General features: G+C 73.1%; 12 protein-coding genes. 10 read left to right on the top strand and 2 right to left on the bottom strand.

The window, feature by feature from the left end; all coding sequences use genetic code 11:
- Positions 1–11 precede the first annotated feature (11 nt).
- Positions 12–452, top strand: a complete 441-nt coding sequence (locus ACIQCH_RS30355; RefSeq protein ID WP_030203483.1) for a DUF6278 family protein — start codon at positions 12–14, stop codon at positions 450–452.
- Positions 453–673: 221 nt separating this feature from the next.
- On the opposite strand, the gene ACIQCH_RS30350 is transcribed toward ACIQCH_RS30355, so the two are convergent.
- On the bottom strand, positions 674–1891 hold the full coding sequence (locus tag ACIQCH_RS30350; protein WP_402586192.1) for an Ig-like domain-containing protein: 1218 nt from the start codon (positions 1889–1891) through the stop codon (positions 674–676).
- A gap of 240 nt (positions 1892–2131) precedes the next feature.
- On the opposite strand from ACIQCH_RS30350, the gene ACIQCH_RS30345 reads away from it, so the two are divergent.
- From ACIQCH_RS30345 to ACIQCH_RS30315, 7 genes are all read left to right on the top strand, one after another.
- The gene (locus tag ACIQCH_RS30345) at positions 2132–3298 is read left to right on the top strand and encodes a lipid II:glycine glycyltransferase FemX (protein ID WP_402586124.1); all 1167 of its coding nucleotides are present in this window, start codon (positions 2132–2134) and stop codon (positions 3296–3298) included.
- Positions 3295–4971 carry a murein biosynthesis integral membrane protein MurJ gene (gene murJ / locus ACIQCH_RS30340; RefSeq protein WP_402586123.1) on the top strand — a complete coding sequence of 559 codons (1677 nt, stop codon included), beginning with the start codon at positions 3295–3297 and terminating at the stop codon, positions 4969–4971. Before ACIQCH_RS30345 ends, murJ begins: the two co-directional genes overlap by 4 nt.
- A gap of 40 nt (positions 4972–5011) precedes the next feature.
- Entirely contained in the window at positions 5012–5692 is a 681-nt protein-coding gene (locus tag ACIQCH_RS30335) for a response regulator (RefSeq protein WP_402586121.1), read from the top strand.
- A gap of 7 nt (positions 5693–5699) precedes the next feature.
- Positions 5700–7196: an ATP-binding protein gene (locus ACIQCH_RS30330; protein WP_402586119.1), complete on the top strand. Its 1497-nt coding sequence runs from the start codon at positions 5700–5702 to the stop codon at positions 7194–7196.
- The gene (locus ACIQCH_RS30325) at positions 7193–7750 is read left to right on the top strand and encodes a hypothetical protein (RefSeq protein WP_402586118.1); all 558 of its coding nucleotides are present in this window, start codon (positions 7193–7195) and stop codon (positions 7748–7750) included. Before ACIQCH_RS30330 ends, ACIQCH_RS30325 begins: the two co-directional genes overlap by 4 nt.
- Positions 7751–8080: 330 nt before the next feature.
- On the top strand, positions 8081–9019 hold the full coding sequence (locus ACIQCH_RS30320) for a hypothetical protein (protein ID WP_402586116.1): 939 nt from the start codon (positions 8081–8083) through the stop codon (positions 9017–9019).
- A 141-nt stretch (positions 9020–9160) separates the two neighbouring features.
- Entirely contained in the window at positions 9161–10459 is a 1299-nt protein-coding gene (locus tag ACIQCH_RS30315; RefSeq protein WP_402586114.1) for a cytochrome P450, read from the top strand.
- Here the strand turns inward: ACIQCH_RS30315 and ACIQCH_RS30310 are convergent.
- Positions 10419–11144 (bottom strand): hypothetical protein, encoded by a 726-nt coding sequence (locus ACIQCH_RS30310; protein ID WP_402586113.1) that lies wholly within the window; start codon positions 11142–11144, stop codon positions 10419–10421. The genes ACIQCH_RS30315 and ACIQCH_RS30310 overlap by 41 nt on opposite strands.
- 112 nt (positions 11145–11256) lie before the next feature.
- Between ACIQCH_RS30310 and ggt the strand changes: the two genes are divergently transcribed.
- Together ggt and ACIQCH_RS30300 are read left to right on the top strand one after the other, a co-directional pair.
- On the top strand, positions 11257–13092 hold the full coding sequence (gene ggt / locus ACIQCH_RS30305) for a gamma-glutamyltransferase (protein ID WP_402586112.1): 1836 nt from the start codon (positions 11257–11259) through the stop codon (positions 13090–13092).
- Positions 13093–13649: 557 nt separating this feature from the next.
- On the top strand, positions 13650–15170 hold the full coding sequence (locus tag ACIQCH_RS30300) for a hypothetical protein (protein WP_402586110.1): 1521 nt from the start codon (positions 13650–13652) through the stop codon (positions 15168–15170).
- Positions 15171–15346 lie beyond the last annotated feature (176 nt).

Genomic DNA, 15346 nt, shown 5'->3' with positions numbered 1-15346 from the left:
ACGCTGGACGGATGAACATCCCCTTTCTGGACACCTGGCGAAAGCGGAACGAATCCGGACAAGGGCGGGCGCTGGCCCTCGCCCTGGCCGAGGATCCGGAGGGTGTGGTCGAGCTGTTCTCGGAGTGCGAGCTGCTGCGGGTCCAGGCGGGGGCGGCGGGCCTGGAACTCGACGAGACGCCCGCCTCGTTGGAGGCCCTCGACCAGCTGATGCCGCGCTGGCGCCGGGATCCGGAGGCCGTGCCGTGGCTGGGCAACGACGCCGGGCTGTACCTCGGCACCGTGATCATCCGTACCGTTCCCGGTGCCGGCTGGCACGTGTGGCCCAGCGGCCAGCCGGTGATCCGGCTGGCCTCCGGGCGCGAGTTGAACGTGGTCGAGGCGGGTGTCTCCTGGGCCGTGACCGGCTCTCCGGAGCTCTACCAGGTGTACGCGGAGGCCTCCGAAGGCTGACCGTAGGCTTTATGCCGCCCTTATGCGTGTCGAGGTGAAGTGCCCCTCCCGGGCGGATAGTTTGCGTCCGGCCGAAGCACGCCGAGAGGGGTGGAGGGCAGGAGAAACGGAGTGGCCGCCCCGGGCCGGCGGCAGCCGGAGATCACTGCTCGCGCAGCGGGACCGAGACGTACGAGGGATCGGTCGCCGGCGAGGAGAAGGTCAGCTGCGCGCCGGTGGGGTCAGGAGTCGGTGCCGCCCTGGTTGCCGGCCAGGGCGCTCTTGGCCTGCCAGTCGGCCCAGGACAGGTTCCACTCGCCGTAGCCGTTGCCCACGTCCGCCTTGCCCTTCGAGCCCGATCCGGTCACCTCGAACGGGTCGCCCGGCTGCACGGCGGCGTACAGGTCGGAGGCGTTCGAGGTGCTCATCCCGACGCAGCCCGAGGACGAGTTCCGGACGCCGAAGTTGCCCTCGTTCCACGGCGCCGCGTGCGCGTACATGCCCGACCAGGTCAGTCGCATCGAGTAGTCGACCATCTTGTCGTAGGCGTCGCCGAGGCCGACCGTCTGGGAGTCCATCCGGATGGTGCCCTCCTTCGCCATCACCACCATCTTGCCCAGCCAGGAGGCCTTCTGGCCGCCGGGCGTGCCGGCCGAGATCGGGATCTTCTTCACCTGCTGTCCGTCGCGGGTCATGACCAGCTGGTGGGCGTCGAGGTCCACCGTGATCCGCTGGTTCTTGCCGATGGTGAAGCCGGTGTTGTAGTCGCGCACGAAGTAGCCGCCGCCGGCGCCCGAGTCGACGCCGTTGAGGTTCATCTGGAGCTTGACCTCGGTGCCGGCCTTCCAGTAGTCCTTCGGCCGCCAGTCCACCCGGTCGTTGCCCGAGTAGTCCTTCAGCCAGCCCCAGGAGCCCTCGGTGCCGTTCGAGGTGGTCACCTTCAGCTGCCGCTCGACCGCGGCCTTGTTCTTGACCGGGTTGTCGAAGACCAGCGAGATGGGCTGGCCCACGCCGTAGGTGCCGCCCTTGCCGGGCATGATGGTGATCTTGTTGACCTTGTCGGCGGCGTCCGTCGCGAAGGCGGAGGTGGCCGAGCCGCCCTCGTTGCTCTTCGCCTCGACCTTGTACGAGGTGCCCGGCGCCGCGTTGCGCTCCGAGGTCCAGCTGCGGCCGTCGGGGGCTATCCGGCCGGCCAGTTCGCCGCCCTTGGTGTCGGTCACCCTCACCGACGTCAGCTTGCCCTCCGCGACCGTCACCTTCACCGGCTCGCCCGCCTTGGCCTTGCCGCCCGTCGCGTTCACGGAAATGGCCATCGGCGCCTTGTTCTTCATGTCGGCCTTCCCCGCCCCGCTGTCCGCACCGCCGGACCCCGAGCAGGCGGACAGCGCGGCGGCCAGGACCGCGGTGCCCGCGATCGCGGCATGGCGCCCGCGTCCGGCGAGGACCCGGCGGCGCGACAGGGCGGCGGTACGGCGTGAACGGCTCAACGAAACCCCTCCGAAAAACTGTGTATGTCCGCAAAGTAGGAGCGGATGAAGCGACGATAGGTTGCGTATTCCGCGAGAAGAATCGGGATTTCGCCTTGTGACGTCGACCGCAGCAGAACGGTCATGGTCCGGTCACATTCGCCGCGCGATCCGGTCACGCACCCCTGTGAGAGTCCTGTGCATCCCGCTAGGACGTACAGGAAGGCCCTCGCCGTGTGCGCGTTGCTCGTCACCACCAACCCCCCGCACCAGCAGGACCGGGAGCTCCGGGTCCGGACCCTGGACGCCGGCGCCTACCGCTCGTTCCTGGCCGCCCACGGCCGGGCGAGCTTCCTGCAGTACCCGTCGTGGGCCGAAGTGAAGGACCAGTGGCGCGCGGAGACGGTCGGCTGGGAACTGCCGTCCGGTGAGACCGCCGGCGCGGCCCTCGTTCTCTATCGCCAATTCCCCGGCACCCGCAAATACTTCGCCTACCTTCCCGAGGGCCCCGTCGCCGACTGGTCCGACCCCGACGTGGACCGGTGGCTGGAACCCCTCGTACGGCACCTGCGCCGGCAGGGCGCCTTCGCCGTCCGCATCGGCCCCACCCCCGCCTACCGCCGCTGGGACGCCGCCACGATCAAGGCCGCCACCGGTCCCGGCCGCCAGGTCTCCGACGTCCTGGCCACCGAGGTCGACCCGATGGGCGCCGCCCTCGCCGACCGGCTGCGCAGCCGCGGCTGGAAGCGCTGCGGCGGCGAGGACGACGGTGACGCCCAGCCCCGCCACGTCTTCCGCGTCCCCCTCGCCGGCCGCTCCCTCGACGACCTGTGGTCGGGCCTGAACCAGGAGTGGCGCCGCAACATCCGCAAGGCCGGCAAGAGCGGCGTCCAGACCGTCGTGGGCACCGCCGCCGACCTGCCCGAGTTCTACCGGCTGCTGCGCATCACCGAGGAGCGCGACGGCTTCCGGCTGGGCCGCTCCCTGGCGTACTACGAGCGCCAGTACGCCGCCCTCAACGCCGAGGAGCCCGGCCGCATGCGCCTGTACCTGGCGACGTACCAGGGCGAGATCCTGGCCGCCCACACCATGATCGTCGCCGGCAAGCGGGTCTGGTACCAGACCGGCGCCTCCGCCGACCACCGCCGCGAGGTCCGCCCCAGCAACGCCCTGCAGTGGCGCATGATGTGCGACGCCCACGGCCTCGGCGCCGACGAGTACGACATGCGCGGGGTACCCTCCACCCTCGACCCCGAAGAACGCTCGTTCGGCCTCATGCGCTGGAAGCTCGGCACCGGGGGACACGTCGTCGAGACCCTCGGAGAGTGGGAGATCCCCATGGCCGGACCCGCCAACCACGCGCTCTACCGCGCCTTCCAGGCGTACCTGGCCCGCCGGTGACCGCGACCTCCGCGGACGCCGCCGCGTCCGGCACCGCCGTCACCGGCCGCGGCCCCGCGCACGCCGCCCCCAAGAAGTCCTCCGTCCTGCGCAGCGGCGCCCTCATGGCCGTCGGATCGGTGGTCTCCCGCGCCACCGGCTTCGTCCGCTCCGCGATCGTGACCGCGGCACTGGGCACCACGCTGCTCGGCGACGGCTACGCGGTGGCCAACACCGTCCCGAACATGGTCTACATCCTGCTCATCGGCGGCGCCCTCAACGCGGTCTTCGTCCCCGAGCTGGTCCGCGCCGCCAAGGAGCACCCCGACGGCGGCGCCGCGTACACCGACCGCCTGCTGACCGTCTGCACCGCGGCCCTGGTCGTGCTCACCGCCGTCGCCGTGCTCGCCGCCCCGGCCCTGGTCGCCGCGTACACCGACTACACCGGTGCGCAGGCCGAGCTGACCGTCGCCCTCGCCCGCTACTGCCTGCCGCAGATCTTCTTCTACGGGCTGTTCACCCTCCTCGGGCAGGTGCTCAACGCCCGCGGCCGGTTCGGCGCGATGATGTGGACCCCGGTCCTCAACAACCTCGTCGTGGTGGCCGTCTTCGGCCTCTACCTCGCCGTCGCCCACGCCGCCGGCGACGGCCTGACCCCGGGCGAGACCCGGCTGCTCGGCTGGGGCACCACCGCGGGCATCGTCGTCCAGGCCCTCGCCCTCGTCCCGTCCCTGCGCTCCGCCGGCTTCCGCTGGCGGCCCCGCTTCGACTGGCGCGGCAGCGGCATGGCCCGGCCGCTGCGCTCGGCCGGCTGGCTCGTGCTGCTCGTCCTCACCAACCAGCTCGCCTACTGGGTCGTGACCCGGCTGGCCACCACCACCGGCTCGACCGCCGTGGCCGAGGGCGTGTCCGGCGGCGCCGGCTACACCGCCTACAGCAACGCCTACCTGCTGTGGATGGTCCCGCAGGGCATCGTCACCGTCTCCCTCGTCACCGCCCTGATGCCGCGGATGAGCGGCGCGGCCGCCGACGGCGACCTGGCCGCCGTGCGCCGCGACGTGTCCTACGCGCTGCGCTCCAGCGCCGCCGTCATCGTCCCGGCCGCCTGCCTGCTGGCCGCCCTCGCCCCCTGGGTGATGGGCAGCGTCTTCGAGTACGGCCGCACCGGAGCCGCCGACACCGCGGTCATGGCCGGCATGCTCGCGGCCTTCGCCCCCGGCCTGATCGCCTTCTCCGGCCAGTACGTCCTCTCCCGCGGCTTCTACGCCCTCTCCGACACCCGCACCCCCTTCTTCCTCAACCTCGTCATCGCCACCCTCAACGCCGGCCTGTCCTTCGCCGCGCACCTCCTGCTGCCCGCCCGCTGGGCGGTCACCGGCATGGCCGGCGCGTACGCCCTCGCGCTCTTCGCCGGCTGCGCCGTCACGGCGTACACCCTGAACCGGCGGCTCGGCGGCGGCCCCGTACTGCGCTCCGGCGCCCTCGGCACGCACGTGCGCCTCCTGGTGGCCGCCGTACCCGCCGCGGTCCTCGGCCACTTCGCCGCCCGGGCCGTCGACGGACTCGGGCACCTGGCCGCCGCGGCGGCCGGCACGTTCGTGCTCGCCGCCGCCCTCGCCCTGCTCGCCCGCCCACTGCGGGTGACCGAGATCACCGACCTGATCGACTCCGTCCGCGCGCGCATCCGCCGTTAGGGGGACCAATCGCGCATGAACCGACTGGGATACTGACGCAATGCCACGCGTACTGCTGATCGAGGACGACCCGTCCGTCCGCGAGGGCGTGGGCCTCGGCCTGCGCCGCCGCGGCCACGAGGTGCGGGCCGCCGAGACGGGCGAGGGGGGACTGGCCGCGCTCGCCGAGTTCCGCCCGGACCTGGTGCTGCTCGACCTGATGCTGCCCGGCATGAACGGCGTCCAGGTGTGCCGCCGCATCCGCGAGACCAGCCAGCTGCCCATCATCATGCTCACCGCGCGCGGCGACGACTTCGACATCGTCGTCGGCCTGGAGGCCGGCGCCGACGACTACATCGTCAAACCCGCCCGCACCGAGGTCATCGAGGCCCGCATCAAGGCGGTACTGCGCCGCCTGAACGACCCCGGCACCCGCCCCGACATCGACTTCCACGGCGAACTCGCCGTCGACCGGGCCGGCCTCACCGTCGCCAAGAACGGTGAGCGCGTGCCGCTGGCCCCCAGCGAGCTCAAGCTCCTCCTGCACCTGTCGGCCTCGCCCGAGCAGGTCTTCAGCCGCCAGCAGCTGCTCGAATACGTGTGGGACCACAGCTACCACGCCGACGCCCGCCTGGTGGACGCCTGCGTACGCCGCCTGCGCCACAAGATCGAGGACTCCTCCCGCACCCCGCGCTACATACAGACCGTGCGGGGCTTCGGCTACCGCTTCGGCCCCCTGTGAGCCCGCGGTGAGACAGCTGACCGGCAGACTCGGCCTGCGCACCCGGCTGATCGCCGCCTTCCTGCTGGTGGCCGCGATCAGCGCCGCCACCACCGCCGCCCTCACCTACCGCGAGGCCCGCACGGCCGTCCTCAAGCAGGTTCAGGACACCGCCGTGGCCACCCTGCGCGACCAGGTCGAGAACCTCGGCATGGGCAGCGTGCCGCCCGACCCCGAGATCCTCCAGTCCCAGGTGATGGACATCGCCCGGCGCGGCAAGCCGCACACCTGGATCGTCTTCGCCGAGTACGGCACGCTCAGCATCTCCTCCAACGGCACCCGCGTCCCCTCCACCGCGGTCACCGACACCCTGCGCGACCAGGTCCGCGGCAACCCGCACGGCGCCTTCCAGCGGGTGACGCAGAACGGCCGGCCGATGCTCGTCGTCGCCATGCCCGCCGTGTTCACCCACGGCGAGATCAGAGAGGCCAGCGGCCTGGTCTTCTACGGCGTCATGTCGCTCGCGGCCGAGGAGGGCACCGTCGACGCCATGGTCGGCGCGGCCCGGGACGGCGCGCTGCCCGCCCTCGCGGTCGCCGTCGTGCCCGCCCTGCTGGCCGCCCGCGGCGTCCTGCGCCCGGTCCGGGACCTGCGCCGGGCTGCCCGCCGACTGGGCCGCGGCGAGCTCGACACGCGCATCGAGGTCCACGGCACCGACGAACTCGCCGACCTCGCCCACACCTTCAACGAGTCCGCCGTCGAGTTGGAGCGCTCCGTCGAGGAGCTCCAGCGCGCCGAGGCCCGCGCCCGCCGCTTCGCCGCCGACGTGTCGCACGAGCTGCGCACCCCCCTGGCCGGCATGCTCGCCGTCACGGAGGTCCTCGACGAGGACGCCGAGCTCCTCGACCCCGACACCGCCGCCGCGGTCCGGCTGGTCAGCACGGAAACCGGAAAGCTGGCCCTGCTCGTCGAAGACCTCATGGAGATCTCCCGCTTCGACGCCCGCGCCGCCGAGCTCAACCTGGACGAGGTCGACGTCGCCGAGGCCGTCCGGGCCACCCTGCAGCGCCGCCACTGGACCGACCCCGCCCAGGTGTCCACGTACCTCGAACCCGGAGTACGGGCCCGGCTCGACCCGCGCCGCTTCGACGTCGTCCTCGCCAACCTGGTCGGCAACGCCCTGCGGCACGGCGGCGCCCCGGTCCGGGTCAGCGCCCGCGCCGAGCACCGGGACGACGGGACCCGGCTGGTCACCGAGGTCGCGGACAGCGGACCCGGCATCGCCGCCGAGGTGCTGCCGCACATCTTCGACCGGTTCTTCAAAGCCGACGCCGCCCGTACCCGCTCGGCCGGCAGCGGTCTGGGACTGGCCATCACCCTGGAGAACGTACGGCTGCACGGCGGCACCGTCCGCGCCGCGAACGGACCCGCGGGCGGCGCCGTCTTCACCGTCGAGATGCCGCTGGAGGCGGGCGGCGACGGCCCGCCCGAGGCCGCCGACGAACTGTCGGGGGCGGGCGAGTGAGGGTCCGTACGGTCGTCCGGTACGCCGGCGCGGCGGGCGCCTCGACGCTCGCCGCCGCCCTGCTCGTCGGCTGCGGCATCCAGGGAACGGACGTGGTCGAGGCGGGCGCGCCCGCGAAGCTGTCCCTGTCGGGCCCCGCGAACGAACGCCCCGTGCTCTACTTCGTCTCCCGCAAGGGGGAACTCACCCCGGTGATCCGCAGCACCGTCGTGGAATCGGTGTACAAGCCGTCCCCCGGCGCCCTGGTCAAGATGCTGCTCGCCGGGCCCAACTCGTGGGAGCGCGCCGCCGGCATGACCACGGCGCTGCCCGACTGGAGTGCCCCCCGGAAGGGGGAGGCGGGCGACCTGATCGTCTACGGGGTCGACAGGACGGGGGACAACGCCGTCCGGGTCGTGACCGGCACGAGGGTTGGGGACCTGCCCGCGCTGGCGCGCCAGCAGCTGATCTGCACCGTGGCGGCGGCGACCAGCCCCGCCATGACGTCCGAGGTGGTCCTCACCGGGACCGACGGCACGATGGACCGGGACACCTGTCACGTCGACCACCGCTGACCGCGCCCTAGTCGATGCCCCGGCCGGGTGAACCTGCTGAACCCGTGGACGGCACTCCAGGACGCCCTGTTGGCGATGGCCGGAACCCGTCGCTAAGGGCACGGGCTTGTTGGTGCGCTTCTGAGCGCTCTGCTAGAACGAGCCATTCTGTGATCAGAGCTGACCGGGGGCCAGATGTCTTCTCAACCGCCGCCTGTGGAGCCGCCGCCTTCCGGGCCGACCCCCGGGGCAGGGCCTCCAGTTACACCTTCCGCCGGGCCGACACCTGCGAGTGAGACGGCGACTCAGCCGGAACAGCCGCCCCCAACTCCTTGGTGGCGGAGTTCAACCGTGCTCGCAGCCCTGATCCCTACGGTCATCTTCGGCTCAATCGCCGTCTACCAGGGCTACCGAGCGACTGTTGCTGCGGAACAGAGTGCTGATGCCGATCAAGCTGGAAAGAAGCGAGACGAAGAAGAGGACAGGAAGAACAAAGAGCTTGATCAAGGCCCGCCTGTGACCGTTACCGCGGGCGATTCGCCGATGTACCCCACGGCTTTCGCCTTGAAGGAACAGCGATTCCATGTCGGACCGATCGCCAATGTGACCGAATGGGATGGCAAATTTAATGCATGGCTCAAGAGTGAAGAAGCCAGACCGGTGGGGTTGTATGCCGTTCGCTTCACGGTGAAAGCCCTTCGGGACGACACGACGATCATCCAGGACTTCAAGCTGAAGGATAGGGATTGTCCGTTCGAAATCGCTGGGGTGAACGATGAGAAGGACGTGAACTACAAGGGAACATTGGTGTATCCACCTCCCATGGGGGGATCGGGAGCAGATGTGACGCGTGATGTCCTAGGCTTCGATGTCGGTCAGTACGACGAGAACCAGGCGCGAATCGTGGAGCGGGGCTACCCGAAGCGTGGCAGCAGAATCAACAGTAAGAACTATGAGCTCTTCCTGCGTCAGCGATTTGTGACCAAGACCGTTGTTCTCGAACGGAACGACGCCCGTACCTTCGACGTCTACTTCGCCTCCGGGCTCGAGTGCACCTTCGGGCTGCAGATGAATGTGACCAGTGGGGGTACGGATTCGTGGGTCGACATCGACATCTCTCCCTCTTGGGGAGATGGGAAGGGGGGAGCTGCACTGGCCCCGGGCTATCGGCAGTATTCGAATCTGGTCCGGCCGGTTCCCGGGAAGGGGATGGCGTTCCCGCCGATCGGTTCCCCTGAAAGGCCGTTCGCGCCGGGGGTCGACGTCACCGGGAGCGACATCACGCCGTGACGGGAGCGTCGCAGTCGACGAATTGCGCGAGCGCCCACCGCTGTCCCCGGCACGCCCGCCCGCCGCGGCGCCCCCCCTTGCCCCCGCCCCCGGATACCGCCACCGTGGTCCTGCCCCTGCCGTCCCAGGATCGGAGCCCGCGTGCCCGCGCAGCCCAGCACCGCAGGACCCGGCGTCCCCGCCGACGCCCCCGAGGTCCCCGACGTGTTCGATCCGCGCGTCCACGCCGCCGGCCCGCCCCACGAGGCGTACCGGATCCTGCGCGACCACCACCCCGTCGCCCGGCAGGCCGAGCCCGAGGTGCTCGGCTGGCCGGCCGGTCCCGGCTTCTGGGCGGTCACCCGGCACGCCGACGTGGTCCGCGTCCTCAAGGACGCCCGCACCTACTCCTCGTACCTCGGCGCCACCCAGATCCGCGACCCGGACCCCGCCGACCTCCCCTTCGTCCGGCGCACCATGCTCAACCAGGACCCGCCCGAGCACGGCCGGCTGCGGCGCCTGATCGCCCGGGCCTTCACCCCCGCCCGCGTCGACGCCTTCGCCGACCGCGTCCGCGAACGGGCCGCCGTCCTGCTGCGCGGCGCCCGCGAGGACGCCACCGGCGGCGTGGCCGACCTGGTCACCGCCGTCACCGACGAGTACGCACTGCTCAACCTCGCCGACCTGATGGGCGTACCGGCGGCCGACCGCGGGCTGCTGCTCGACTGGACCGTGCGCGTCATCGGCTACCAGGACCCCGACGACGCCCCCGAGCCGCTGCGCGGCCCCGACGGCCGGCCGCTCAACCCGCGCTCGCCCGCCCTGCTGGGCGAGATGTTCGGCTACGCGCGCGAACTGGCCGCGCACAAGCTGAAGCACCCCGGCGACGACCTGATGACCGCCCTCGCGGAGGCCGGGCTGGACCCGGCCGAGCTGGAGATGTTCTTCTTCCTGCTCACCGTGGCCGGCAACGACACCGTCCGCAGCGCGGCCCCGGGTGGCCTGCTGGAGCTCGCCCGGCACCCCGGCGAGTACGCCCGGCTGCGCGACGGGGCCGTGGACCCCGCGACAGCCGTGGACGAACTGCTGCGCGTCCACCCGCCGGTGCTCAGCTTCCGCCGCACCGCCGCGGTCGACACCGAGCTCGCCGGGCAGCGGATCGGCGCCGGCGACAAGGTCGTCGTCTTCCACGCCTCCGCCAACCACGACGAACGGGTCTTCGCCGACCCGCACCGGCTCGACCTCGGCCGCCGCCCCAACCCGCACGTCTCCTTCGGCGACGGCCCGCACGTCTGCCTCGGTGCCCACTTCGCCCGCCTCCAGCTGCGGATCCTCCACGAGGAGTGGCGAGCCGCCGGACTGCCCGTACCCGAACTGGCGGGCGAGCCGCGCCGGTTGGTGTCCAACTTCATCAACGGGATCAAATCGCTGCCGGTTCGGGTCTCCGGGCCGCCTCGGTGACGTCCGCCACCAGCTCCGTCACGTCCGGCCCGTACGCGGCGGAGTTGATCACCTTGAGCAGCAGGCAGAAGGGGCGGTCGCCGTACTTGCGCGCCAGCGTCTCGTGGTGGCGCGCCAGGTAGCGGGCCGCCGCCTGGTTGCTGACCGCCGTCTGACCGCTGATCAGGAACACCGGCCGACCCCCCTCCGGAGTCGCCAGCCGGGCCAGCAGCACGTGCTCGAGGGAGTCCTTCTCCCACCGGTACGGCTCGCCCCCGACCACGATCGCGCCCCGGTCGGGCCCCGCCTCGGTCGAAAGGTCCACCCGGACCCCCGGCAGCATCGACGTCAGGTGCGCCGCGGTCCGGGTGTTGGAGACCGGCCCGCCGACGCAGAACTCGGTCCGGTCGCCGAAGCCCTGACGGGCGGTGTCGTGCACGACGATCTGGACCGTCGCCCCGCAGTCCTTGATCAGAGCGGAGATCTCCAGCAGCGCGAACGCGTCGTAGCGGTGCACCGAGCTCTCGGAACCGCCCATCTGCCGGTTGACCACGAAGAGGCAGTCGGAGCCGGTCGGCAGGCCGAAGAAGGCCTGTTTGCGACGCAGCTTGCGTCGCCACAGATACGTACGGGCGAACCAGCCGAACCCGCCGCTGACGCCGGTGGCTATCACCCCCAGCACCACGTTGCGCACATCCTCGTTCATGGCCGTGATGTTAAGGGCATGTGGAGACACGGGACCCTGGCGGGATCTCGCCCTGACGACGGGGTTGGCCTGAAGCTACCCTGCGCGCACACCAGTTGAGCGGAGGTACGGAATGCGCCGTTCCCACACGCGGACGTTGGCCTTCATCGCCGTGGCCGCGGCCCTCACCGGAGCCTGCGCCGCGGCTCCCGCGGGCGCGCACGGCTCCACGGCGCCGCAGACCCGGCCCCACCCCGGCCACACCGAGGCCAAGGTGCCGGTGGCCGTCGGCTACGGGGGCGCCGTCGCCAGCGTCGACGCCGACGCCTCGGCGGCCGGCATCGCGGTCCTGCAGGCCGGCGGCAACGCGGTGGACGCCGCCGTCGCCACCGCGGCCGCCCTCGGCGTCACCGAGCCGTACTCCGCCGGCATCGGCGGCGGCGGGTACTTCGTCTACTACGACGCCCGACAGCGCCGCGTGTACACCGTCGACGGCCGCGAGACCGCCCCCGACAGCGCCGACGAGCACCTCTTCCAGGAGAACGGCGTGCCCGTCCCGTTCGCCGAGGCCGTCACCAGCGGCCTGGGCGTCGGCGTCCCCGGCACCGCCGCCACCTGGGACACCGCCCTCGACGCCTGGGGCAGCCGGTCGCTGCGCAAACTACTGGAACCGGCCGAACGCCTCGCGCGGGACGGCTTCACGGTGGACGCCACGTTCCGCGCCCAGACCGAGGCCAACCAGGACCGGTTCCGGGACTTCCCCGACACCGCCCGCCTCTTCCTGCCCGGCGGGAACCTGCCGGCCGTCGGCAGCACGTTCAAGAACCCCGACCTGGCCGACACCTACGACGAGATCGGCCGCAGGGGCGTCCGCGCGCTCTACCGCGGCCGCATCGCCCAGGACATCGTCCGCACCGTCCGCAAGCCCCCCGTCGACCCGGACGCCACCCGCAAGGTCCGCGCCGGCGACCTCACCGCGGACGACCTGGACGGGTACGACACCCTCGTCCAGTCCCCCACCCGGGTGAACTACGAGGGCCTCGACGTCTACGGCATGGCCCCGTCCTCCTCCGGCGGCACGACCGTCGGCGAGGCCCTCAACATCCTCGAGCGCACCGACATCGGCGCCCTCGACGACGCCGAGTACCTGCACCGCTTCATCGAGGCCTCCCGCATCGCCTTCGCCGACCGCGGCCGCTGGGTGGGCGACCCCGCCTTCGAGGACGTCCCGACCCGCGGCCTGCTCTCCCAGCGGTTCGCCGACTCCCGCGCCTGCCTCATCAGGGACGACGTCGTCCTGACCAGCCCGCTGGCCCCCGGCGACCCCGACGACCCGGCCGACTGCGCCACCCGTGGCGCCGCGGCCCCGACCACGTACGAGGGCGAGAACACCACGCACCTCACGGTCGCCGACCGCTGGGGCAACGTCGTCTCGTACACCCTCACCATCGAGCAGACCGGCGGCAGCGGCATCACCGTGCCGGGCCGCGGCTTCCTGCTCAACAACGAGCTGACCGACTTCTCCTTCGCCCCCGCGAGCCCCGCAGTCCACGACCCGAACCTGCCCGGCCCCGGCAAGCGGCCGCGCTCCTCCATGTCCCCGACCATCGTGCTGCGCGACGGCCGTCCGGTGCTCGCCGTCGGCTCCCCGGGCGGCGCGACCATCATCACGACCGTGCTCCAGACCCTCCTCGGGCACCTCGACCGGGGCCTGCCCCTGGTCGACGCCATCGCCGCGCCCCGGGCCAGCCAGCGCAACCAGACCACCACCGAGCTCGAACCCGAGCTGTGGAACGGGCCCCTGCGGACCCGGCTCCAGGCCCTCGGTCACCGCTTCCGGCTCAACCCCGAGATCGGCGCCGCCACCGGTGTCGAGCGGCTGCCCGACGGGCGCTGGCTGGCGGCCGCCGAGAAGACCCGCCGCGGCGGCGGCTCCGCGATGGTCGTCCGGCCGTCCGGCACGCGGTGACGGGGTGACGGGGTGACGTGGTGACGCCGCGACGCGGTGAAGTCCGTGACGCGGTGACGCCGTAGTGCCGAGGGGCCGCCCGGTGGAGCGCTGGGCGGCCCCGCCCGCCGTTCGGCGCAACGCGCGGTGCGCCGCGGCGGGCCGCGGGCAACCGTGAAGGGGTGTCCGCACCCAACGCAACCAAGCGCCTCGGCCTCGGCCTCCTCGGCGCACTGCTCGCGGCCGGGCTGCTGCTGGCCGCCTGCTCGGGCCCCGAAGGCGGCCGCCGGGCCGGTCCTGTCCCGGCCGAGGTCGTCTTCCGCCACCCCGGCGTGGTCGCCGGCCAGACCCAGCGTTCCCGGCGTACTTCCACCCGGCCTCCGACGGCGCGCCCGAGCCCGGCGGGGTCCCGGAGCGGGGTGGCCGAGAACCGCCCGGCGCGCGCGGTCGGCGCGCGCCCGCGGCCGTCAAGCTTTGAGACTCCCGTAGTGCTCTCGTAACACGGGTGCGGTCCAATGCACGCCATGGACACGCACCGAACCGATGCGGTACAGCAATTCTCAAGTGTTTTAAGGGAGTTGATCGCGCAACTGGATCCGGCGGCCGGGTGGTACGCGGAGTTCCTGCGCCGTGACCCGGACGGGCTGCGCACCTGCCTGGAAGGCGGTGCGGTGCCGCCGTGGGACATGGTCGAGTCCCTGCTCCAGGACCTCGCGGGCCTGCGCGGAGCCGGTGCGGCGGGGGAGTGGGGGGCCTTCGTCGGTGCGCAGTGGTCGGCGGCGGCACTTGCGTACGATCGCCGGCCCGGCGGCGCCGCGGAGCTGCGCGGGCGGCTGGCGGCGGAGCAGGCGCGGCGCGCGGCCGCGGAGCACGCGGTCGCCGTCCTCACCGCCCGGGTGAGCGCGGAGCGCGGCGGGGCCGAGGTGGGGTTCTTCGGCCACGAGCTCGCGTGGACCCGGGACGACCTCGCCCGCGCGGCGGCCCGGTGCGCGGACCTGACCGCCCGTCTGGCCTCCCTGCCGGCGGATCCGGACGCGCCGCCGGCCGCGGCCGGTCCGGCGGGTGTGGCTGGTGCGGTGGCTCCGTCCGAAGGCCCGGGCGCGCGCCCCGCCCTGGGTGCGGTTCCCGGCCGGAGCGCGGCTCAGCCCCTGGGGGCGACTCCGGCCCCGGGGGCTACTCCTGGTCCTGATCCGGTCCCGGACCCTGGCCCGACACCGGCCCAGGTCCCGGCCCCTGCTCCTGCCCCTGACCCGGCTCAGGCGCAGGCCCAGGCCCACGCCCCGGACGGTGCCGGGCCCGCGTTCGGGCGGTGGTTCCGGGTGTACGGGCGGGCCGGGCGCGGGGACCAGGGGCACGCCGCCCGGCCCGGTCCCCCCGCCGGCCGGGTGCCCCGGCAGCGTGGGGCCCGGTTCGCGGGCGCGCCCGAGGGGGAGGGCCCGGCGCCGGAGCCGCTGCCGTACCCACTGCCCGGGCCCGTGGACCCCGTACCGCGCGGCGCCCGGTTCGGCAGTGCTTCCGCCCCCGACCCCGCCCCCGTGCCCTCGCCCGACCCCACCCCCGCGCCCGACCCCGGCACCACGACGGTGTCCGACGTCGTCGCGGAGCTGATCGCGCTGCGGGCCCAGCACCGCTCCGGCGAGGCCCACGTCCTCCTGTGCGAGGCGGCCGCCGGCCCGCCCGACGCGCTGCCCCGTCTCGCGCTCGAACTGGAGCGGGCCGGGCTCACCGCCGACTGGGCCACGCTGCTGTGGGAGGCCGCCTCGCTGCCGCCGGCCCGCCTCGCCGCCGTGGCCGCCGCGCTCGGCTCGGCCGGCCGGCAGGCCGACTGCGGGCGGCTGCTGCGCCAGGGCGTGGCGCGACCGGCCGCCGAGATCGCCGACGCGGCGCTCGCACTGGCCGCCGACGGGCGCGAGCAGGAGGCCGACGCCCTGCTCGGGGCCTTCGTACGGGTGCGCCCGGCGGAGGAGTCGGCCCGAGTGGCCCGTGCCGATCCGCCGCGGCTGGCGCAGCGTCTGCTGGCGGCCGCCCGCAGCGTGTCCGACAGCCGGTACCGGGACGTCGTGCACGCCCTGCGCGTGGCGGGGGTGCCTACGGGGTGAGGGGGGCCTCGGCGGGGTGGCTCGGCGGGGGGCTTCGCGGGGCCGCCCCGTGGTGTGTGGGTCCCCTCGGCGCTTGACTGCCCATGGCCTGCAGGCCCTGCGGCAGGCCCACCCCGGAGGCTTCGGGGCTTCGCCCTGGCCTTCGGCCACCTCCGGCCCGGGCCTGCCTCCGGACC

It is taken from the genome of Streptomyces sp. NPDC093225, from assembly GCF_044753805.1.
Taxonomy (GTDB): domain Bacteria; phylum Actinomycetota; class Actinomycetes; order Streptomycetales; family Streptomycetaceae; genus Streptomyces.
Note: the sequence above shows the minus strand (reverse complement) of the source record. Positions and strands in the feature narration are given on the sequence as shown.

What these genes read in the sequence shown, in the direction of transcription:
- ACIQCH_RS30355 (WP_030203483.1), top strand. Translation starts at nt 12, where the DNA reads ATGAACATCCCCTTTCTGGACACCTGGCGAAAGCGGAACGAATCCGGA.
- ACIQCH_RS30335 (WP_402586121.1), top strand. Translation starts at nt 5,012, where the DNA reads ATGCCACGCGTACTGCTGATCGAGGACGACCCGTCCGTCCGCGAGGGC.
- ACIQCH_RS30310 (WP_402586113.1), bottom strand. Translation starts at nt 11,144, where the DNA reads ATGAACGAGGATGTGCGCAACGTGGTGCTGGGGGTGATAGCCACCGGC.
- ggt (WP_402586112.1), top strand. Translation starts at nt 11,257, where the DNA reads ATGCGCCGTTCCCACACGCGGACGTTGGCCTTCATCGCCGTGGCCGCG.